31 protein-coding genes and 1 pseudogene are annotated in these 17500 nt (G+C 38.4%); 30 read left to right on the top strand and 2 right to left on the bottom strand.

Features of this window, described 5'->3' with window-relative positions; translation table 11 throughout:
* The first annotated feature begins 221 nt into the window (after positions 1-221).
* The 29 genes from rpsJ to rplQ all read left to right on the top strand — a co-directional run bounded on the left by rpsJ (position 222) and on the right by rplQ (position 14985).
* On the top strand, positions 222-533 hold the full coding sequence (rpsJ, locus tag AT683_RS01070; RefSeq protein ID WP_001181005.1) for a 30S ribosomal protein S10: 312 nt from the start codon (positions 222-224) through the stop codon (positions 531-533).
* 16 nt (positions 534-549) lie between these two features.
* Positions 550-1176 carry a 50S ribosomal protein L3 gene (gene rplC / locus AT683_RS01065; protein ID WP_005632753.1) on the top strand — a complete coding sequence of 209 codons (627 nt, stop codon included), beginning with the start codon at positions 550-552 and terminating at the stop codon, positions 1174-1176.
* 15 nt (positions 1177-1191) lie between these two features.
* Positions 1192-1794: a 50S ribosomal protein L4 gene (rplD, locus tag AT683_RS01060; protein ID WP_005652369.1), complete on the top strand. Its 603-nt coding sequence runs from the start codon at positions 1192-1194 to the stop codon at positions 1792-1794.
* Positions 1791-2090 carry a 50S ribosomal protein L23 gene (rplW, locus tag AT683_RS01055; RefSeq protein ID WP_005632756.1) on the top strand — a complete coding sequence of 100 codons (300 nt, stop codon included), beginning with the start codon at positions 1791-1793 and terminating at the stop codon, positions 2088-2090. The genes rplD and rplW overlap by 4 nt, the downstream gene beginning before the upstream one ends.
* A 17-nt stretch (positions 2091-2107) precedes the next feature.
* The gene (gene rplB, locus AT683_RS01050) at positions 2108-2929 is read left to right on the top strand and encodes a 50S ribosomal protein L2 (protein WP_005652371.1); all 822 of its coding nucleotides are present in this window, start codon (positions 2108-2110) and stop codon (positions 2927-2929) included.
* 25 nt (positions 2930-2954) lie between these two features.
* A complete protein-coding gene (gene rpsS / locus AT683_RS01045; RefSeq protein ID WP_005539416.1) occupies positions 2955-3230 on the top strand; it encodes a 30S ribosomal protein S19 in 276 nt (91 codons plus the stop codon).
* 11 nt (positions 3231-3241) lie between these two features.
* A complete protein-coding gene (gene rplV, locus AT683_RS01040; RefSeq protein WP_005625897.1) occupies positions 3242-3574 on the top strand; it encodes a 50S ribosomal protein L22 in 333 nt (110 codons plus the stop codon).
* Between the two features lie 17 nt (positions 3575-3591).
* Positions 3592-4299, top strand: coding sequence for a 30S ribosomal protein S3 (rpsC, locus tag AT683_RS01035; protein WP_005625894.1), 708 nt, complete (start codon positions 3592-3594; stop codon positions 4297-4299).
* Positions 4300-4312: 13 nt separating this feature from the next.
* Positions 4313-4723 carry a 50S ribosomal protein L16 gene (gene rplP, locus AT683_RS01030; protein ID WP_005648425.1) on the top strand — a complete coding sequence of 137 codons (411 nt, stop codon included), beginning with the start codon at positions 4313-4315 and terminating at the stop codon, positions 4721-4723.
* Positions 4723-4914 carry a 50S ribosomal protein L29 gene (rpmC, locus tag AT683_RS01025; protein WP_005625888.1) on the top strand — a complete coding sequence of 64 codons (192 nt, stop codon included), beginning with the start codon at positions 4723-4725 and terminating at the stop codon, positions 4912-4914. Before rplP ends, rpmC begins: the two co-directional genes overlap by 1 nt.
* The gene (rpsQ, locus tag AT683_RS01020; protein ID WP_005625886.1) at positions 4914-5171 is read left to right on the top strand and encodes a 30S ribosomal protein S17; all 258 of its coding nucleotides are present in this window, start codon (positions 4914-4916) and stop codon (positions 5169-5171) included. Before rpmC ends, rpsQ begins: the two co-directional genes overlap by 1 nt.
* A 389-nt stretch (positions 5172-5560) precedes the next feature.
* Positions 5561-6184, top strand: coding sequence for a hypothetical protein (locus AT683_RS01015; RefSeq protein WP_058222240.1), 624 nt, complete (start codon positions 5561-5563; stop codon positions 6182-6184).
* Positions 6185-6464: 280 nt separating this feature from the next.
* On the top strand, positions 6465-6836 hold the full coding sequence (gene rplN / locus AT683_RS01010; protein WP_005548786.1) for a 50S ribosomal protein L14: 372 nt from the start codon (positions 6465-6467) through the stop codon (positions 6834-6836).
* 10 nt (positions 6837-6846) lie between these two features.
* Entirely contained in the window at positions 6847-7158 is a 312-nt protein-coding gene (rplX, locus tag AT683_RS01005; RefSeq protein WP_005635734.1) for a 50S ribosomal protein L24, read from the top strand.
* 17 nt (positions 7159-7175) lie between these two features.
* Complete coding sequence (rplE, locus tag AT683_RS01000; protein ID WP_005625881.1) at positions 7176-7715, top strand: 50S ribosomal protein L5; 540 nt, start codon at positions 7176-7178, stop codon at positions 7713-7715.
* 11 nt (positions 7716-7726) lie between these two features.
* Positions 7727-8032 (top strand): 30S ribosomal protein S14, encoded by a 306-nt coding sequence (rpsN, locus tag AT683_RS00995; protein WP_005625879.1) that lies wholly within the window; start codon positions 7727-7729, stop codon positions 8030-8032.
* 36 nt (positions 8033-8068) lie between these two features.
* The gene (rpsH, locus tag AT683_RS00990; protein WP_005625877.1) at positions 8069-8461 is read left to right on the top strand and encodes a 30S ribosomal protein S8; all 393 of its coding nucleotides are present in this window, start codon (positions 8069-8071) and stop codon (positions 8459-8461) included.
* 15 nt (positions 8462-8476) lie between these two features.
* A complete protein-coding gene (rplF, locus tag AT683_RS00985) occupies positions 8477-9010 on the top strand; it encodes a 50S ribosomal protein L6 (RefSeq protein ID WP_005655593.1) in 534 nt (177 codons plus the stop codon).
* 13 nt (positions 9011-9023) lie between these two features.
* The gene (rplR, locus tag AT683_RS00980) at positions 9024-9377 is read left to right on the top strand and encodes a 50S ribosomal protein L18 (protein WP_005625873.1); all 354 of its coding nucleotides are present in this window, start codon (positions 9024-9026) and stop codon (positions 9375-9377) included.
* A gap of 14 nt (positions 9378-9391) precedes the next feature.
* Positions 9392-9892, top strand: a complete 501-nt coding sequence (rpsE, locus tag AT683_RS00975; RefSeq protein WP_005625871.1) for a 30S ribosomal protein S5 — start codon at positions 9392-9394, stop codon at positions 9890-9892.
* Between the two features lie 6 nt (positions 9893-9898).
* Positions 9899-10078, top strand: a complete 180-nt coding sequence (rpmD, locus tag AT683_RS00970) for a 50S ribosomal protein L30 (RefSeq protein WP_005543631.1) — start codon at positions 9899-9901, stop codon at positions 10076-10078.
* 3 nt (positions 10079-10081) lie between these two features.
* Positions 10082-10516: a 50S ribosomal protein L15 gene (rplO, locus tag AT683_RS00965; RefSeq protein WP_011272219.1), complete on the top strand. Its 435-nt coding sequence runs from the start codon at positions 10082-10084 to the stop codon at positions 10514-10516.
* Between the two features lie 7 nt (positions 10517-10523).
* Positions 10524-11849 (top strand): preprotein translocase subunit SecY, encoded by a 1326-nt coding sequence (gene secY / locus AT683_RS00960; protein WP_011272220.1) that lies wholly within the window; start codon positions 10524-10526, stop codon positions 11847-11849.
* A gap of 28 nt (positions 11850-11877) precedes the next feature.
* Entirely contained in the window at positions 11878-11991 is a 114-nt protein-coding gene (gene rpmJ / locus AT683_RS00955) for a 50S ribosomal protein L36 (protein ID WP_005625868.1), read from the top strand.
* A 139-nt stretch (positions 11992-12130) separates the two neighbouring features.
* Complete coding sequence (gene rpsM / locus AT683_RS00950) at positions 12131-12487, top strand: 30S ribosomal protein S13 (protein ID WP_005648406.1); 357 nt, start codon at positions 12131-12133, stop codon at positions 12485-12487.
* A gap of 15 nt (positions 12488-12502) precedes the next feature.
* Positions 12503-12892 carry a 30S ribosomal protein S11 gene (gene rpsK, locus AT683_RS00945; RefSeq protein WP_005543603.1) on the top strand — a complete coding sequence of 130 codons (390 nt, stop codon included), beginning with the start codon at positions 12503-12505 and terminating at the stop codon, positions 12890-12892.
* A 27-nt stretch (positions 12893-12919) separates the two neighbouring features.
* Positions 12920-13540, top strand: a complete 621-nt coding sequence (rpsD, locus tag AT683_RS00940; RefSeq protein WP_005648404.1) for a 30S ribosomal protein S4 — start codon at positions 12920-12922, stop codon at positions 13538-13540.
* A gap of 31 nt (positions 13541-13571) precedes the next feature.
* Positions 13572-14558: a DNA-directed RNA polymerase subunit alpha gene (locus AT683_RS00935; RefSeq protein WP_005648402.1), complete on the top strand. Its 987-nt coding sequence runs from the start codon at positions 13572-13574 to the stop codon at positions 14556-14558.
* A 40-nt stretch (positions 14559-14598) separates the two neighbouring features.
* On the top strand, positions 14599-14985 hold the full coding sequence (rplQ, locus tag AT683_RS00930) for a 50S ribosomal protein L17 (protein ID WP_005648400.1): 387 nt from the start codon (positions 14599-14601) through the stop codon (positions 14983-14985).
* Between the two features lie 126 nt (positions 14986-15111).
* Here rplQ and AT683_RS00925 read toward each other — a convergent pair whose 3' ends face one another.
* Both AT683_RS00925 and AT683_RS09595 read right to left on the bottom strand, forming a co-directional pair.
* The gene (locus tag AT683_RS00925; RefSeq protein ID WP_005670086.1) at positions 15112-15708 is read right to left on the bottom strand and encodes a Crp/Fnr family transcriptional regulator; all 597 of its coding nucleotides are present in this window, start codon (positions 15706-15708) and stop codon (positions 15112-15114) included.
* A gap of 118 nt (positions 15709-15826) precedes the next feature.
* A pseudogene (locus AT683_RS09595) lies at positions 15827-16527 on the bottom strand (SPASM domain-containing protein).
* 133 nt (positions 16528-16660) lie between these two features.
* On the opposite strand from AT683_RS09595, the gene AT683_RS00915 reads away from it, so the two are divergent.
* A complete protein-coding gene (locus tag AT683_RS00915) occupies positions 16661-17470 on the top strand; it encodes a sulfite exporter TauE/SafE family protein (RefSeq protein ID WP_011272221.1) in 810 nt (269 codons plus the stop codon).
* Positions 17471-17500 lie beyond the last annotated feature (30 nt).

Genomic DNA, 17500 nt, shown 5'->3' with positions numbered 1-17500 from the left:
GCAAATAGGGTTGTCTTTCTATAGAATACACGGACTCTCAATATGAGAGCCGTTTAATGTAATCATTTATTGAACGGGCATGACGATATGTCAGGCTAACAATGTTTCCGATTTGGAGACTATATAACAGGTAACTTGCACCTCCTTTTCTATATTTGAAGTTAGAATTGTGATTGGTGTTAGTTTTTTTATTAGCTAAATTTTATTGGAGCTCTGGTCTAATGCAGAACCAAAGAATCCGTATCCGCTTAAAAGCTTTCGATCACCGTTTGATCGATCAATCTACTGCGGAGATCGTAGAAACAGCTAAACGTACTGGCGCACAAGTTCGTGGTCCAATTCCTTTACCAACTCGTAAAGAGCGTTTCACCGTGTTGATTTCTCCACACGTAAACAAAGACGCACGTGACCAATACGAAATTCGTACTCACAAACGTTTAGTAGATATCGTAGAGCCAACAGAAAAAACTGTTGATGCATTAATGCGTTTAGATTTGGCTGCCGGCGTGGACGTGCAGATCAGCCTAGGTTAATTAAGAGGTTATTACAATGATTGGTTTAGTCGGTCGTAAAGTTGGTATGACCCGTATCTTCAATGAAGACGGCGTGTCAGTACCAGTTACCGTTATCGAAATTGAAGCCAACCGCGTAACTCAAGTTAAAACTCTTGAAAACGATGGCTATACTGCAGTTCAAGTTACTACTGGTTCTAAAAAAGCGAATCGTGTAACTAAACCTGAAGCAGGTCATTTCGTGAAAGCAGGTGTTGAAGCTGGTCGCGGTTTATGGGAATTTCGTACTGAAGGTGAAGAATTCACTTTAGGTCAAGAAATCAATGTAGACATCTTCGCAGATGTTAAAAAAGTAGATGTTACTGGTACTTCTAAAGGTAAAGGTTTCCAAGGTGGTGTTAAACGTTGGAACTTCCGTACTCAAGATGCTACACACGGTAACTCTTTATCACATCGTGTACTTGGTTCTATTGGTCAAAACCAAACACCAGGTCGTGTGTTTAAAGGTAAAAAAATGGCAGGACATTTAGGTGCTGAACGTGTAACTGTTCAATCACTTGAAGTTGTTCGTGTAGATGCTGAGCGTAAATTGCTATTAGTAAAAGGTTCTGTACCTGGTGCTATCAATGGCGATGTTATCGTTAAGCCGGCAGTTAAAGCATAAGTCTAGGAGATAGAGATGGAATTACAAGTTGTAGGTGCAAACGCACTCACTGTTTCTGAAACTACCTTCGGACGTGAGTTTAACGAAGCGTTGATCCACCAAGTTGTTGTTGCTTATGCAGCAGGTGCGCGTCAAGGTACTCGTGCGCAAAAAACTCGTGCTGAAGTGTCTGGTTCGGGTAAAAAACCTTGGCGTCAAAAAGGTACAGGTCGTGCTCGTGCTGGTGATATTAAATCACCAATCTGGCGTTCTGGTGGTACAACCTTCGCGGCTAAACCACAAGATCACAGCCAAAAAGTGAACAAGAAAATGTACCGTGGTGCTATCAAAAGCATTCTTTCTGAATTAGTTCGTCAAGACCGTTTGGTTGTGGTGGAAAAATTTGAATTAGATGCACCAAAAACTAAAGTTTTAGTACAAAAATTAAAAGATTTAGCCGTTGAAGATGCGTTAATTATCACAGCAAGTTTAGATGAAAATCTATTCTTAGCCGCACGTAACTTATATAAAGTTGATGTACGTGATGTTCAAGGTATCGATCCAGTTAGCTTAATCGCTTTCGATAAAGTGATTGTTACTGTTGATGCTGTGAAACAAATTGAGGAGATCCTAGCATGAGTCAAGAACGTTTGCTAAGTGTGCTACGTGCACCGCACATCTCTGAAAAAGCAACTAACAATGCTGAAAAATCTAACACTGTTGTACTTAAAGTTGCTTTAGATGCGAACAAAGCTGAAATTGCTGCTGCGGTTGCTCAATTATTTGAAGTAAAAGTAGATTCAGTTCGTACTGTGGTTGTTAAAGGTAAAACTAAACGCCGTGGTAACAAAATGGGTCGTCGCAGCGACTGGAAAAAAGCTTATGTAACTTTAGCCGAAGGCCAAAACTTGGACTTCGTGGACAGTGCAGAGTAATCGGAGGAAATTAGAGAATGGCTATCGTTAAATGTAAGCCGACCTCCGCTGGTCGTCGTCACGTTGTTAAAATCGTGAACCCTGAATTACACAAGGGTAAACCTTACGCACCTCTTCTAGATACTAAATCTAAAACTGGTGGTCGTAACAACTATGGTCGTATTACTACTCGTCACATTGGTGGCGGTCACAAACAACACTACCGTTTAATAGATTTCAAACGTAACAAGTTAGACATTCCAGCGGTTGTTGAGCGTTTAGAATATGATCCAAACCGTTCTGCTAACATTGCTTTAGTGCTTTATAAAGATGGTGAACGCCGTTATATTTTAGCACCTAAAGGTTTGTCAGTAGGCGATCAAATCCAAGCTGGCATAAACTCACCAATTAAAGTGGGTAACTCATTACCAATGCGTAATATCCCAGTTGGTTCAACAGTACATAACGTTGAATTAAAACCAGGTAAAGGCGGTCAAATCGCTCGTTCTGCTGGTGCTTATGTACAAATCATCGCACGTGAAGGCAACTATGTAACTTTACGTTTACGTTCTGGCGAAATGCGTAAAGTATTAGCTGAATGTGTTGCTACAATCGGTGAAGTTGGTAACTCAGAACATATGCTTCGCGTATTGGGTAAAGCTGGTGCTAACCGCTGGAGAGGCATTCGCCCTACAGTTCGTGGTACTGCAATGAACCCAGTAGATCACCCACACGGTGGTGGTGAAGGTCGTAACTTTGGTAAACACCCAGTAACTCCTTGGGGCGTTCAAACTAAAGGTAAGAAAACTCGTCACAACAAACGTACTGATAAATATATCGTACGTCGTCGTGGCAAATAATAGATTAAATTAAAGAGGATTAGCCATGCCACGTTCTCTCAAGAAGGGTCCTTTCCTTGACCTACACTTGTTGAAGAAGGTAGAGAAGGCGGTGGAAAGCGGGGATAAAAAACCAATTAAAACTTGGTCCCGTCGTTCAATGATCATTCCATCAATGATCGGATTGACCATCGCAGTCCATAATGGTCGTCAGCACGTTCCTGTTTATGTATCTGATGAAATGATCGGTCATAAGCTTGGTGAATTTGCACCGACTCGTACATACCGCGGTCACGCGGCAGATAAGAAAGCTAAGAAATAAGAGGTAAAGAGATGGAAACTATCGCAAAACATCGTTACGCTCGCACTTCTGCCCAAAAAGCTCGCTTAGTTGCCGATTTAATTCGTGGTAAAAAAGTTGCGCAAGCATTAGAAATTTTAACTTTCACTAACAAAAAAGCAGCAGCTTTAGTGAAGAAAGTTTTAGAATCAGCTATTGCAAATGCAGAGCACAATGACGGTGCAGATATTGATGATCTTAAAGTTGCTAAAATCTTCGTTGATGAAGGTCCTAGCATGAAACGTGTTATGCCACGTGCTAAAGGTCGTGCAGATCGTATTTTAAAACGTACTAGCCACATTACTGTGGTTGTGTCAGATCGTTAATAAGTAGAGGAATAGCAATGGGTCAAAAAGTACATCCACATGGTATTCGCCTAGGTATTGTTAAACCTTGGAGCTCTACTTGGTTCGCGAATACACAAGACTTCGCTGACAATCTTGAAGGCGATTTCAAAGTACGCAAATTCTTAAATAAAGAATTAGCAAATGCTTCAGTTTCACGTATTACTATTGAGCGTCCAGCTAAAAGTATTCGTGTAACTATTCACACAGCTCGTCCTGGTATCGTAATCGGTAAAAAAGGCGAAGATGTTGAAAAATTACGTAACGCAGTGTCTAAAATCGCTGGCGTTCCTGCTCAAATTAACATTGCTGAAGTGAAAAAACCTGAATTAGATGCGAAATTAGTTGCAGATAGCATCGCTTCTCAATTAGAACGTCGTGTAATGTTCCGTCGTGCAATGAAACGTGCGGTACAAAGTGCTATGCGTTTAGGTGCTAAAGGTATCAAAGTTGAGGTTAGCGGTCGTTTAGGTGGTGCAGAAATCGCACGTTCAGAATGGTATCGTGAAGGTCGCGTACCTCTACATACTCTTCGTGCGGACATCGATTATAACACTGCAGAAGCTCATACAACTTACGGCGTAATCGGCGTTAAAGTGTGGATCTTCAAAGGTGAAATTCTTGGTGGAATGGCTGCCGTTGCGCAATCAGAACAACAACCTGCCGACAAGCCTAAAAAGGCTCCTCGCGGTAAAGGTCGTAAGTAAGGAGAAACGCTAAATGTTGCAACCAAAACGTACAAAATTCCGTAAAGTTCACAAAGGCCGCAACCGTGGTATCGCGAGCGGTACTGAAGTTAGTTTCGGTACTTACGGTTTAAAAGCAGTTGGTCGTTGTCGTTTAACCGCTCGTCAAATCGAAGCGGCACGTCGTGCAATGTCACGTGCAGTAAAACGTCAAGGTAAAATCTGGATTCGTGTATTCCCAGATAAACCAATTACTGAAAAACCATTAGAAGTCCGTATGGGTAAAGGTAAAGGTAACGTTGAGTACTGGGTAGCCTTAATCCAACCGGGTAAAGTGCTTTATGAAATGGATGGTGTGTCTGAAGAAGTAGCAAGAAACGCATTTGCATTAGCAGCTGCTAAATTGCCAGTTAAGACCACTTTCGTAACTAAGACGGTGATGTAATGAAAGCTCAAGATTTACGTACAAAAAGTGTTGAAGAGCTGAATGCTGAATTAGTAAACCTTTTAGGTGAACAATTCAAGTTGCGTATGCAGACAGCCACCGGTCAGCTTCAACAAACCCATCAGGCTAAGCAAGTGCGTCGTGATATTGCACGTGTAAAAACTGTATTAACCGAAAAGGCGGGTGAGTAATGACTGATAAAATTCGTAGCGTACAAGGTAAAGTTGTTAGCGACAAAATGGAAAAATCTTTCGTTGTTGCTATTGAACGTAAGGTAAAACACCCTTTATATGGTAAATTTATCCGTCGTACAACTAAATTACACGTACACGATGAGAACAATGAAGCCAAAGTTGGTGATACCGTAGAGATTCGCGAATGTCGCCCTCTATCAAAAACCAAATCTTGGACTTTAGTTCGTGTTGTTGAGAAAGCAGTTATTGCTTAATTAATAACAAAGAGTAATAAAATAAAAGCCAATAGTGTAAATCTATTGGCTTTTTTGTTTTTAAAGTGCGGTTAAAATTCAATGAATTTTAACCGCACTTTTTCTTTTAGGTGTTATTGACATAACACCTAAACAAATACTGAAAAAAATATTTTTAATAATGGTACTTAAGAGAAATTTCTGAAGATCTTGGTTTTGAATATTCTGATGAGTGGAATACTCGTTATTTGGGACATAGATTAATTAATTTCATCAACGGCGTTGATACCCGTAAAGAAACGTCAAAATTAGCAGAGGATAAATTCCCAGAAGAACTTATCAATGATACAGATACTACTGGGAATATTTCTAATGAAGATTGGGATTGGTGGTGTCATTTATCTGATACAATGAAGTATATATTAATACATGATCTTCCTTATCAAGAAGAGGAGATTGACATCACAGAGTTTTATGATGAAAATGATTTGGATACAGAAGCAGATATATATGATCGAGAGACTTTTAGAATCTTATTAGGAGAATATGTAACAGGATTATATTTGTTAGATGATACTTTTATAGAGCCAGTGCTTGATAATATAAATATTCCTAACAATGTTTATAGTACAAATATATTTGCTATTCATCATGTTGCAAAGCATATTTTGGGTATTAAAGATCTAGATAAACGTTTAAAATCTGGTGATATTGAATTAGTTCGTGAATTAGGAGAAGTAACAATTGGTGGTAAGGAGAAGTATTTTTACTCTTTTGCAACTAAATATTGTAGTCATCATAATCCAATTGCTTTCCCAATTTATGATAGCTATGTGGAGCAAGATCTCCTCTATTTTAATAAAGTAGATAAATTTTCAGCCTTTAAAAGGAAAGATTTAAAAAATTACAGAAAATTTAAAGAGATTTTGATAGATTTTCAAAGATTTTATAAATTAGAAAGATTTAACTTAAAAGAGCTCGATCTGTATCTTTGGCTTTTAGGCAAGGAAATTTTCCCAAAATCTGAAAACTGATGAATTTATCTAAGGTAAGAGAAGAGAGCGTTTCATTTTTTCTGCAGTTTATTTTTCATTCGATAAATTTTTGAGAGGATGAGGATATTTTTATAATTCCAAAAGTGCGGTAAATTTTAACTGGATTATTTAGTAAATAGATCAATAAGAGGAAGCTAAATTATCATTGCCTTTCTCTTTTTCTTTTGATAAAATCCGCCGCCTATCTGCCATTCTATCTGAATAGTGTGGATGGGTTCGTCCCGAAAGGGTGTTTTTTTAATCTTAACGGAGCACTAATATGATCCAAGAACAGACTATGCTGGATGTTGCTGATAATTCAGGCGCTCGCAGCGTAATGTGTATCAAGGTTCTAGGTGGATCGCACCGTCGTTATGCTGCGATTGGTGACATCATCAAAATTACTGTAAAAGAAGCAATTCCACGCGGTAAAGTAAAAAAAGGTGATGTATTAAAAGCAGTTGTTGTGCGCACCAAGAAGGGTGTTCGTCGCCCAGATGGCTCAGTTATTCGTTTCGATGGTAACGCTTGTGTAATTTTAAATAATAACACTGAGCAACCAATCGGTACTCGTATTTTTGGACCAGTGACTCGTGAACTTCGTTCTGAGAAATTCATGAAGATCATTTCTTTAGCTCCAGAAGTACTGTAAGGGGAATGTAATGGCTGCTAAAATCCGTCAAAATGATGAAGTAATTGTTCTTACTGGTAAAGATAAGGGCAAGCGTGGCAAGGTAACTAAAGTGTTACCAAACGGTAAAGTGTTTGTTGAAGGTATCAACATCATTACTAAGCATGAAAAACCAGTTCCTGCATTAGGAAAGGCTGGTGGTTTGGTGAAAAAAGAAGCTGCAATTGACGCTTCAAATGTTGCGATTTTCAATCCTAAAACAAATAAAGCTGACCGTGTAGGTTTTAGATTCGAAGACGGCAAAAAAGTACGTTTCTTCAAATCTAACAATGAAATTATCTAACAAACTGGAGTAATGCGATGGCGAAACTGCATGATTACTACAGAGATCAAGTAGTAAGCGAATTAAAAAATAAATTCGGCTACAAATCTGTCATGCAAGTCCCACGAATCGAAAAGATTACCCTGAATATGGGTGTGGGTGAAGCATTGACCGACAAAAAATTGCTAGACAACGCAGTAGCGGACTTAGCAGCAATCAGCGGTCAAAAACCTTTAGTAACTAAAGCTCGTAAATCTGTTGCTGGCTTTAAAATCCGTCAGGGATATCCAATCGGTTGTAAAGTAACACTACGCGGTGAGCGTATGTGGGAGTTCTTTGAACGTTTGATTACAATTGCTGTTCCACGTATTCGTGACTTCCGCGGCTTAAGTGCGAAATCATTCGATGGTCGTGGTAACTATAGCATGGGTGTGCGTGAACAAATCATCTTCCCTGAAATCGATTACGATAAAGTAGATCGTGTACGTGGTTTAGATATCACTATCACAACTACTGCTAAGAATGATGAAGAAGGTCAAGCACTACTTGCTGCCTTTAATTTCCCATTCCGTAAATAAGGCAGGTTATAATGGCTAAACAATCAATGAAAGCACGCGATGTAAAACGCGTTAAATTGGCTGAAAAATTCTACGCAAAACGTGTTGAATTAAAGAAAATCATTTCTGATGTCAATGCCTCTGATGAAGATCGTTGGGATGCAGTGTTAAAGTTACAAACTTTACCACGTGATTCTAGCCCATCTCGTCAACGTAACCGTTGCCGCCAAACTGGACGTCCTCATGGCGTTTTACGTAAGTTTGGTTTAAGCCGAATTAAGGTTCGTGAAGCTGCAATGCGCGGTGAAATCCCAGGCCTTAAAAAAGCGAGCTGGTAATATACCACTTTATTTTGGAATCGGAGAAAAAGTACAATGAGTATGCAAGATCCAATCGCAGATATGCTGACCCGTATTCGTAACGGTCAAGCTGCGAACAAAGTTGCAATCAATATGCCTTCTTCCAAGCTAAAAGTGGCAATTGCCAACGTATTAGCTGCTGAAGGTTATATCGAAAGCGTAAAAGTTTTAGAAGGTGCTAAACCTGAATTGGAAATTACTTTAAAATATTTCCAAGGCAAACCAGTTGTAGAAAGCATCCAACGTGTAAGTCGTCCTGGTCTTCGTATTTACAAACGTAAAGATGAATTACCAAAAGTTATGGGCGGTTTAGGTGTTGCAGTTATTTCTACATCTAAAGGTGTTATGACTGACCGTGCTGCTCGTCAAGCAGGTTTAGGCGGTGAGATCATCTGTTATGTAGCTTAATAGAGAGGTAGGAAAATGTCTCGTGTTGCAAAGGCACCTGTTAATATTCCTGCCGGCGTTGAAGTTAAACTCGACGGTCAGCTATTAACAGTAAAAGGTAAAAATGGCGAGTTATCTCGCAAAATTCATGAATCAGTTGAAGTAAAACAAGATAACGGACAATTTACGTTCACTCCACGTGAAGGTTTTGTTGAAGCAAATGCTCAATCGGGTACTGCACGTGCATTAGTTAATGCAATGGTTATCGGTGTTACTGAAGGTTTCACTAAAAAATTAGTATTGGTGGGTGTAGGTTACAGAGCTCAACTTAAAGGTAACGCAATTGCATTAAGTTTAGGCTATTCTCACCCAGTAGAGCACACTTTGCCGGTAGGTATTACTGCAGAATGTCCATCTCAAACCGAAATAGTGTTGAAAGGTGCAGACAAACAGTTGATCGGTCAAGTTGCAGCAGATATTCGTGCTTATCGCCGTCCTGAGCCTTATAAAGGTAAAGGGGTACGTTACGCTGATGAAGTGGTACGTATCAAAGAGGCTAAGAAGAAATAATTAAGGTAACACTATGGATAAGAAATCAGCTCGTATCCGTCGTGCAGCTCGTGCACGTCATATGATGAGAGAGCAAGGTGTAACTCGTTTAGTTATTCACCGCACTCCACGTCATATTTATGCACAAGTTATTGCACCAAACGGTTCAGAAGTGCTTGCCGCTGCTTCAACTGTTGAGAAAGCAATTCGTGAGCAAGTAAAATACACCGGTAATAAAGATGCTGCTGCAGCAGTCGGTAAAGCTGTTGCAGAACGCGCATTAGCAAAAGGCGTTCAAGCTGTTGCTTTTGATCGTTCCGGTTTTAAATATCATGGTCGTGTCCAAACTTTAGCGGACGCTGCACGTGAAGCTGGTCTACAGTTCTAATGAGGTAAATTGAGATGTCAAACATCGAAAAACAAGTTGGTGAACTGCAAGAGAAGCTAATCGCAGTAAACCGTGTATCAAAAACTGTAAAAGGTGGTCGTATTATGAGTTTCACTGCATTAACTGTGGTGGGCGATGGTAATGGCCGAGTAGGTTTTGGTTATGGTAAAGCTCGCGAAGTTCCAGCAGCGATCCAAAAAGCGATGGAAAAAGCACGTCGCAATATGATTAATGTCGCTTTAAATGAAGGTACATTACAACATCCAGTTAAAGGTGTTCATACTGGTTCACGTGTATTTATGCAGCCAGCAAGTGAAGGTACAGGTATCATCGCTGGTGGTGCAATGCGTGCGGTATTGGAAGTTGCAGGTGTACGTAACGTTCTTTCTAAAGCGTATGGTTCTACCAACCCGATTAACGTTGTTCGTGCAACTATTGATGCATTAGCAAATATGAAATCACCAGAAATGGTTGCTGCAAAACGCGGTAAAACTGTTGATGAAATCTTGGGGTAATGAATAATGGCTAAAACTATTAAAGTAACACAAGTTCGTAGCTCAATTGCTCGTTTACCGAAGCATAAAGCTACCTTGCGTGGTCTTGGTCTTCGCCATATGCACCACACTGTTGAGTTAATTGATACGCCTGCAGTACGTGGTATGATTAACCAAGTTTCATACATGGTTAAAGTGGAGGAGTAAGAGATGCGTTTAAATACTCTATCTCCGGCTGAAGGTGCAAAGCATAGTGCTAAACGCCTCGGTCGTGGTATTGGTTCAGGTTTAGGCAAGACTGGTGGCCGCGGTCATAAAGGTCAAAAATCTCGTACTGGTAGCGGTGTTCGTCGCGGTTTCGAAGGTGGTCAAATGCCGTTATACCGTCGTTTACCAAAATTTGGTTTTACTTCAATGAAATCTGCAGTGACTGCAGAAGTTCGTTTAAATGAATTAACCAAAGTTGAAGGTAATGTAGTAACTTTAGAAACATTAAAAGCAGCAAATATCTTAACTAAAGATATCCAATTCGCTAAAGTAATTTTAGCTGGAGAAGTGAAATCTGCAGTAACGGTACGCGGTTTACGTGTAACTAAAGGTGCAAAAGCAGCAATTGAAGCTGCTGGCGGTTCAATTGAGGAATAATTAGCAAATGGCTAAACAACCAGGTTATCAAGCAAGAAGTACTAATAGCGGTAAAGGTGAATTAAAAAGCCGATTACTTTTCGTTTTAGGTGCACTTATCGTTTATCGAATTGGTTCATTCATTCCGGTTCCTGGTATTGATGCGACTGTTCTAGCTCAATTAGTTGAACAACAAAAAGGCACTATCATTGACATGTTTAACATGTTCTCTGGTGGTGCTCTAAGCCGTGCATCCATTTTAGCATTAGGAATCATGCCATATATATCGGCATCTATTGTAATTCAATTGCTTGCAACGGTTTCTCCTGCTTTAGCAGAATTAAAGAAAGAAGGTGCTGCTGGTCAGCGTAAAATTTCTAAATATACTCGTTATGCGACAGTTGTTTTTGCAACGATTCAGGCAGTAGCTATTTCAACAGGCTTACCAAATATGTTGTCTGGCTTAGTGCCAAATGTTGGATTTAGTTTTTACTTCACTTCAGTTGTTAGTTTAGTCACTGGGACAATGTTCCTTATGTGGTTGGGTGAGCAAATAACTGAAAGAGGTATTGGTAACGGTATTTCAATTCTTGTTTTTGGCGGTATTGTAGCTGGTTTACCATCGGCCATTCTTCAAACTATTGAGCAGGCTCGTCAAGGACAGATGCATCCATTAGTTCTTCTTCTGATCGCAGCTATTGTATTTGCAGTAACTTATTTTGTTGTTTTTGTTGAAAGAGGACAACGTAGAATTCGCGTTGAATATGCGAAGCGTCAGCAAGGTCGTCAAATTTTAGGTGGTCATTCAACACATTTACCATTGAAAGTGAATATGGCAAATGTAATGCCAGCAATTTTTGCTTCAAGTATTATTTTATTCCCAGCTACATTAACACAATGGTTTGGGCAAAATGATAAATTTGAATGGTTAAATAATTTATCAATGTTATTGAATCCTGGTCAACCACTTTATTTGCTTGTTTATGCTGTTGCAATTATTTTCTTCAGTTTTTTCTATACAGCAATGCAATATAATCCTCGTGATACAGCAGATAATCTAAAAAAATCTGGTGCATTTATTCCAGGAATTAGACCCGGTGAACAAACATCACGTTATATTGATAAAGTGATGACTCGTCTTACATTAATTGGCGGTCTCTATGTAACGTTTGTATGTTTAGTTCCTTATATTATGACATCGGCTTGGGATGTTAAATTTTACTTCGGTGGAACATCTCTTTTAATTGTAGTCGTTGTAATTATGGATTTCATCGTTCAGGTTCAAAGTCATTTAATGTCTTCTCAATATGAATCTGCGTTGAAAAAAGCAAACCTTAAGGGTTTTGGACAATAATTGTTCATTTAAAGTAAAAGGATAAGCAATGAAAGTTCGTGCTTCCGTAAAGAAAATGTGTCGTAACTGTAAGATTGTTAAACGTGAGGGTGTTGTACGCGTATTGTGTAGCGACCCTAAACATAAACAACGTCAAGGTTAATTAACATTTTTCTTGCCAAGAACCAGTTGAGTAGTTATACTGCTCAACTCATTTATGTCCTTGATATTCTGTTTGAGTATCCTGAAAACGGGCTTTTCAAGATCAGAATATCAAATTAATTAAAATATAGGAGTGCATAGTGGCCCGTATTGCAGGCATTAACATTCCTGATCATAAACACGCTGTAATCGCTTTAACTGCCATTTACGGTATTGGTAAAACTCGTTCACAAGCTATTTGTGCAGCAGCGGGTATTGCTGAAGATGTTAAGATCAGAGAATTGTCTGAAGAGCAGATTGACAAACTGCGTGACGAAGTTGGTAAATTTACCGTTGAAGGTGACTTACGTCGTGAAGTAACACTAAACATCAAACGTCTTTTAGACTTAGGATGCTATCGTGGTTTACGTCATCGTCGTAGTTTACCAGTACGTGGTCAACGTACTAAAACTAATGCGCGTACCCGTAAGGGTCCACGTAAGCCGATCAAAAAATAGTCGGGGTAAATAAGAATGGCTAAAACACCAGTTCGTGCACGTAAACGTGTAAAAAAACAAGTTGTAGATGGCGTAGCACATATTCACGCATCTTTCAATAATACAATCGTTACTATTACTGACCGTCAAGGTAATGCTCTAGCTTGGGCAACTGCAGGTGGTTCAGGTTTCCGTGGTTCTCGTAAATCAACTCCGTTCGCAGCGCAAGTTGCGGCAGAGCGTTGTGCTGAAATCGTTAAAGAATTTGGCTTAAAGAACTTGGAAGTTATGGTTAAAGGTCCGGGTCCAGGTCGTGAATCTACAATTCGTGCGTTAAACGCAGCGGGTTTCCGTATCACGAATATTACTGATGTGACTCCGATTCCTCATAACGGTTGTCGTCCACCGAAAAAACGTCGTGTTTAAGACGTATAGGATAGTTGGAGAAAGAAAATGGCAAGATATTTGGGTCCTAAACTCAAGCTCAGCCGTCGTGAAGGCACTGATTTATTCCTTAAATCAGGCGTGCGTGCGATTGATTCAAAATGTAAAATTGATACAGCACCAGGTCAGCACGGTGCTCGTAAACCGCGTTTGTCTGACTATGGTAGTCAGTTACGTGAAAAACAAAAAGTTCGTCGTATCTATGGTATTTTAGAACGTCAATTCCGTAACTACTATAAAGAAGCAAACCGTTTGAAAGGTAACACTGGTGAAAATTTATTAGTGTTATTAGAAGGTAGATTGGATAACGTTGTTTATCGCATGGGATTTGCTGCAACTCGTGCAGAGGCTCGTCAATTAGTGAGTCATAAAGCAATTGTTGTGAATGGTCGTGTTGTTAATATTCCATCTTTCCAAGTTTCTGTAAATGATGTAGTTGCTATTCGTGAAAAATCGAAAAAACAAGCTCGTATTAAAGCATCATTAGAATTAGCAGAGCAAAGAGAAAAACCAACATGGTTAGAAGTTGATTCTGCAAAAATGGAAGGTGTATTCAAACGTGTTCCTGAACGTTCTGATTTATCAGCAGACATTAACGAACATCTGATCGTTGAGCTTTACTCTAAATAATAGTTAAGCTTAAAACCAAAGAGAGGATAAAATGCAGGGTTCTGTTACAGAATTTTTAAAACCACGTTTAGTAGATATTGAACAAATTAGTTCAACACATGCTAAAGTGATCTTAGAACCGTTAGAGCGTGGTTTTGGTCATACTCTAGGTAATGCATTGCGTCGTATCCTTCTGTCTTCAATGCCAGGTTGTGCTGTAACTGAAGTAGAAATTGATGGCGTATTGCATGAATATAGTAGTAAGGAAGGTGTTCAAGAAGATATTCTTGAAGTACTTTTGAACCTTAAAGGTCTAGCGGTTAAAGTACAGAATAAAGATGACGTTATTCTGACATTAAATAAATCTGGAATTGGCCCTGTTGTTGCAGCGGACATTACCCATGATGGTGATGTTGAAATTGTAAATCCAGATCATGTGATTTGTCATTTAACTGATGAAAACGCTTCAATTAGTATGCGTATACGTGTTCAGCGTGGTAGAGGATATGTTCCTGCTTCATCTCGTACACATACGCAAGAAGAACGTCCAATTGGTCGTTTGCTTGTTGATGCTTGTTATAGTCCGGTTGAACGAATTGCGTATAATGTAGAGGCAGCTCGTGTTGAGCAGCGTACAGATTTGGATAAGCTCGTTATTGAGTTAGAAACTAATGGTGCACTTGAGCCAGAAGAAGCAATTCGTCGTGCAGCAACAATCTTGGCGGAGCAACTTGATGCATTCGTTGATTTACGTGATGTTCGTCAGCCTGAGATTAAGGAAGAAAAACCGGAATTTGATCCGATTTTATTACGTCCTGTAGATGATTTAGAGCTGACAGTTCGTTCTGCTAACTGTTTGAAAGCAGAAACAATTCATTATATCGGTGATTTAGTGCAACGTACTGAAGTAGAATTATTAAAAACCCCTAATCTTGGTAAGAAATCTCTTACTGAAATTAAGGATGTTCTTGCTTCTCGTGGCTTGTCACTTGGTATGCGCCTTGAAAATTGGCCGCCAGCAAGTATTGCTGAAGACTAGTTTGGTCATAGGTTAAGATTTTTCTGAGAAGGATAAGATCATGCGCCATCGTAAGAGTGGTCGTCAACTAAACCGTAATAGTAGTCATCGTCAAGCGATGTTCCGTAACTTAGCAAGTGCTTTAGTTAGTCATGAAATCATTAAGACTACTTTGCCTAAAGCTAAAGAATTACGCCGTGTAGTTGAACCGTTAATTACATTAGCAAAAGTAGATAGCGTTGCTAACCGTCGTTTAGCATTCGCTCGTACTCGCAACGTTGAAACTGTTGCAAAATTATTTAATGAATTAGGTCCACGTTTTGCTCAACGTGCAGGTGGTTACACTCGCATTTTGAAATGTGGTTTCCGTGCAGGCGATAATGCACCAATGGCATACATTGAGTTAGTTGATCGTCCAGAAGTTGCTGAGGCAACAACTGAGGAATAAAAATTAATTCTAAAAAGAAGCTCACTTTATATAGTGGGCTTTTTTATTTTATATATTACAAAAATCTTTATCTGATTTAATCATTACTTAGATATATTATTTACAATCAGCGAGCAGTGGTAAATTTTAAGAGCATATTCGTAGATGTCGTGTATTTTTATCTAAAATTCCTTGTTTTTTAAGCTCTCTACTAATACGAATTGCGGTTTCAGTTTCACATCCACAAAATTCCGCTACTTCTCGGTAGGTCCAAGGATAATCGGGATAACTTTCAGTTAAATTTTCAATGGCATCAATAATACGTTCGTAACTACGCTTATAAGCTGTATTACTTATTCGGTGTTCTGCATCATATAATTCATTAGAAAGTTGTTTCATAAGATAACAAGAAAAATCAGGGTTATTTGCAATAAAATTTGCGTGATTACCAGGAAATATTCTAACTATATCGGCTTCCATTAATACTTTTGCACTGCAATGATAAGATGTTTCACTAAAAATAGTACGAAAACCAAAATATTCATTAGCGTGATAAAGTCGAGTCAATGTTTCTTTGCCATTTTCCAGACTATGATACAGACCAACTAGCCCTTGTTTTAAAAAATAAAATTCTTTAGGCTTCTCGCCTTGTGCATAAATTAAGCTGTTTTTTTCTAGAGTTTTACTCTCAGAAATAATACATTTATTTAAGTTTTGTGGTAGATAATAGGACAATGTAAACATAAAGGCGTCTTTTAATATATCAATAACTTTAGATTACTATACAAATTTCTATATTTTTCTTCTATAAGCAAATTATGAAAATGTGAAGTGTTTAACAAAATTTTGAACTAGATAAATATTATTTTATTTTGCCAAATGATTTTGCAAATGACTTTAAATATGGATCCATATGAGAAAGTGCTGAATAATATGCCTCACAAAGTTGATTATGTGCTTTACCAAATCCTTGAATTGTACGATGTTTTGGACATCCTCCGTGACATGCAAAGCGAAACTTACAGATTTTACACTGTTCGGAAAGAAAAGATTTCGCTGCACCAAAATTCTTTTGTTTAGTATTATTATCAAGGAGCTGTATTAGAGGGGTTTCAATAAGATTTCCGAGTTTATATTCAGGATAAACATAATGATCGCAACTATAAATATCGCCATTTTGTTCAATAACCAATTGATCGCCGCAGGTTTCACGAAAAATACATAAACTTGGTTGTAAACCAAGGTAAGCCATAAACCATTGTTCAATAAATTGAATACCAATTTTGCCGACATCATTGGCATACCATTCATCAAAAATATTAATTAAAAATTGACCGCTCTTTTGTAGAAATCAAGACCTGCTAGGGTTGGCTCGCCGCCTTGCCATAGGAAAGTAACTTGTTGTTGAGGCGTTGCTTCAATATAGGATTTGATATAGGCTTCTAATACTTCATTAGTCATAGCCCGTTGATTTAAGTGAGGTTTTTCCAAGTAAAAGCAATATTTACAATCTAAATTACAAATTGAACCAGTAGGTTTTGCCATTAATTGAAATGAATTCATATCTACGTATCCTCCTTATTCTTTTTATCATAGCAGAATAATTTTAACTGTATATGATAGCGATCATAAGTTGCGCATATGCTCTTACGTCAAAATGAAGTATGATTAAATGAATTTTTAAATAGGATCTAAGATGGCGTTTAGTACAATTTTTATCTTACTGATTTGCGGTATTTGTACCAATATGGTTTCTGCTATTTTTGGTATTGGCGGTGGGGTATTGATGGTGCCAATTTTACGTACATTGTTTCCTGCGTTACCGATTCAAGTTATTTCAGCTACGTCACTCACCATTGTGATGTGTACCGCATTGATTAATTTATTATTTTTCCATAAGCAAAAAATTAAAATTGATTATATCAATATGATTTTATGGTCTATTGCTATGGTGATTGGGGTGCAAATTGGTTTTGAATTAAGTTTTTATTTTTCTACAGCGATAATTAGTTTAATTTTTACGGTTAGTTTAAGTGCACTAGCGATTAAAACATTTTTGAACAGATCGAGAATACAAATAGAAGTGTTTAATATGTCTCCTATAGAACGAGCTAAAGGTAGTATTAGTTTTTGTGGAGGAGGCTTAATTGCGGGTATTACAGGTATTGGAGGCGGTTCTATTCTTGCGCCCCTTGTCGGGCAATTAAAGGGGGTAAAAACGCAACAAATTGCCGTTTATACGAACTATATGATGATTATTGGTGGTATTGGTAATCTATACGGCTATCTCACTAGAGCTTTTCCCTATGATATCAGCCTAAGTGGCCAACTAGGATATGTAAACTTTCTTGTAGTTGGTGTCGTTACCTTGGGTTCATTTGGAATGAGTTTCTTCTCAATGAAATTGCGTGGATTAATGAATCCAGTTTTAACAAGAAAATTATTGGCGATTATTTTATTTTGTATTGCAGCCTATATGTGCATTTTGGAATTTGTATTCCATTAAATCGAATAAACTAGACCTAGTTATTCTAGG

The organism is Haemophilus influenzae (assembly GCF_001457655.1).
In the GTDB taxonomy this organism is placed as follows: domain Bacteria; phylum Pseudomonadota; class Gammaproteobacteria; order Enterobacterales; family Pasteurellaceae; genus Haemophilus; species Haemophilus influenzae.
The sequence above is the reverse complement of the archived record's forward strand: the minus strand, read 5'-3'. Positions and strand labels throughout refer to the sequence as shown.

Coding starts and splice junctions, on each gene's coding strand:
- rpsJ (WP_001181005.1), top strand. CDS start 222: ATGCAGAACCAAAGAATCCGTATCCGCTTAAAAGCTTTCGATCACCGT.
- rplC (WP_005632753.1), top strand. CDS start 550: ATGATTGGTTTAGTCGGTCGTAAAGTTGGTATGACCCGTATCTTCAAT.
- rplD (WP_005652369.1), top strand. CDS start 1,192: ATGGAATTACAAGTTGTAGGTGCAAACGCACTCACTGTTTCTGAAACT.
- rplW (WP_005632756.1), top strand. CDS start 1,791: ATGAGTCAAGAACGTTTGCTAAGTGTGCTACGTGCACCGCACATCTCT.
- rplB (WP_005652371.1), top strand. CDS start 2,108: ATGGCTATCGTTAAATGTAAGCCGACCTCCGCTGGTCGTCGTCACGTT.
- rpsS (WP_005539416.1), top strand. CDS start 2,955: ATGCCACGTTCTCTCAAGAAGGGTCCTTTCCTTGACCTACACTTGTTG.
- rplV (WP_005625897.1), top strand. CDS start 3,242: ATGGAAACTATCGCAAAACATCGTTACGCTCGCACTTCTGCCCAAAAA.
- rpsC (WP_005625894.1), top strand. CDS start 3,592: ATGGGTCAAAAAGTACATCCACATGGTATTCGCCTAGGTATTGTTAAA.
- rplP (WP_005648425.1), top strand. CDS start 4,313: ATGTTGCAACCAAAACGTACAAAATTCCGTAAAGTTCACAAAGGCCGC.
- rpmC (WP_005625888.1), top strand. CDS start 4,723: ATGAAAGCTCAAGATTTACGTACAAAAAGTGTTGAAGAGCTGAATGCT.
- rpsQ (WP_005625886.1), top strand. CDS start 4,914: ATGACTGATAAAATTCGTAGCGTACAAGGTAAAGTTGTTAGCGACAAA.
- AT683_RS01015 (WP_058222240.1), top strand. CDS start 5,561: ATGAAGTATATATTAATACATGATCTTCCTTATCAAGAAGAGGAGATT.
- rplN (WP_005548786.1), top strand. CDS start 6,465: ATGATCCAAGAACAGACTATGCTGGATGTTGCTGATAATTCAGGCGCT.
- rplX (WP_005635734.1), top strand. CDS start 6,847: ATGGCTGCTAAAATCCGTCAAAATGATGAAGTAATTGTTCTTACTGGT.
- rplE (WP_005625881.1), top strand. CDS start 7,176: ATGGCGAAACTGCATGATTACTACAGAGATCAAGTAGTAAGCGAATTA.
- rpsN (WP_005625879.1), top strand. CDS start 7,727: ATGGCTAAACAATCAATGAAAGCACGCGATGTAAAACGCGTTAAATTG.
- rpsH (WP_005625877.1), top strand. CDS start 8,069: ATGAGTATGCAAGATCCAATCGCAGATATGCTGACCCGTATTCGTAAC.
- rplF (WP_005655593.1), top strand. CDS start 8,477: ATGTCTCGTGTTGCAAAGGCACCTGTTAATATTCCTGCCGGCGTTGAA.
- rplR (WP_005625873.1), top strand. CDS start 9,024: ATGGATAAGAAATCAGCTCGTATCCGTCGTGCAGCTCGTGCACGTCAT.
- rpsE (WP_005625871.1), top strand. CDS start 9,392: ATGTCAAACATCGAAAAACAAGTTGGTGAACTGCAAGAGAAGCTAATC.
- rpmD (WP_005543631.1), top strand. CDS start 9,899: ATGGCTAAAACTATTAAAGTAACACAAGTTCGTAGCTCAATTGCTCGT.
- rplO (WP_011272219.1), top strand. CDS start 10,082: ATGCGTTTAAATACTCTATCTCCGGCTGAAGGTGCAAAGCATAGTGCT.
- secY (WP_011272220.1), top strand. CDS start 10,524: ATGGCTAAACAACCAGGTTATCAAGCAAGAAGTACTAATAGCGGTAAA.
- rpmJ (WP_005625868.1), top strand. CDS start 11,878: ATGAAAGTTCGTGCTTCCGTAAAGAAAATGTGTCGTAACTGTAAGATT.
- rpsK (WP_005543603.1), top strand. CDS start 12,503: ATGGCTAAAACACCAGTTCGTGCACGTAAACGTGTAAAAAAACAAGTT.
- rpsD (WP_005648404.1), top strand. CDS start 12,920: ATGGCAAGATATTTGGGTCCTAAACTCAAGCTCAGCCGTCGTGAAGGC.
- AT683_RS00935 (WP_005648402.1), top strand. CDS start 13,572: ATGCAGGGTTCTGTTACAGAATTTTTAAAACCACGTTTAGTAGATATT.
- rplQ (WP_005648400.1), top strand. CDS start 14,599: ATGCGCCATCGTAAGAGTGGTCGTCAACTAAACCGTAATAGTAGTCAT.
- AT683_RS00925 (WP_005670086.1), bottom strand. CDS start 15,708: ATGTTTACATTGTCCTATTATCTACCACAAAACTTAAATAAATGTATT.
- AT683_RS00915 (WP_011272221.1), top strand. CDS start 16,661: ATGGCGTTTAGTACAATTTTTATCTTACTGATTTGCGGTATTTGTACC.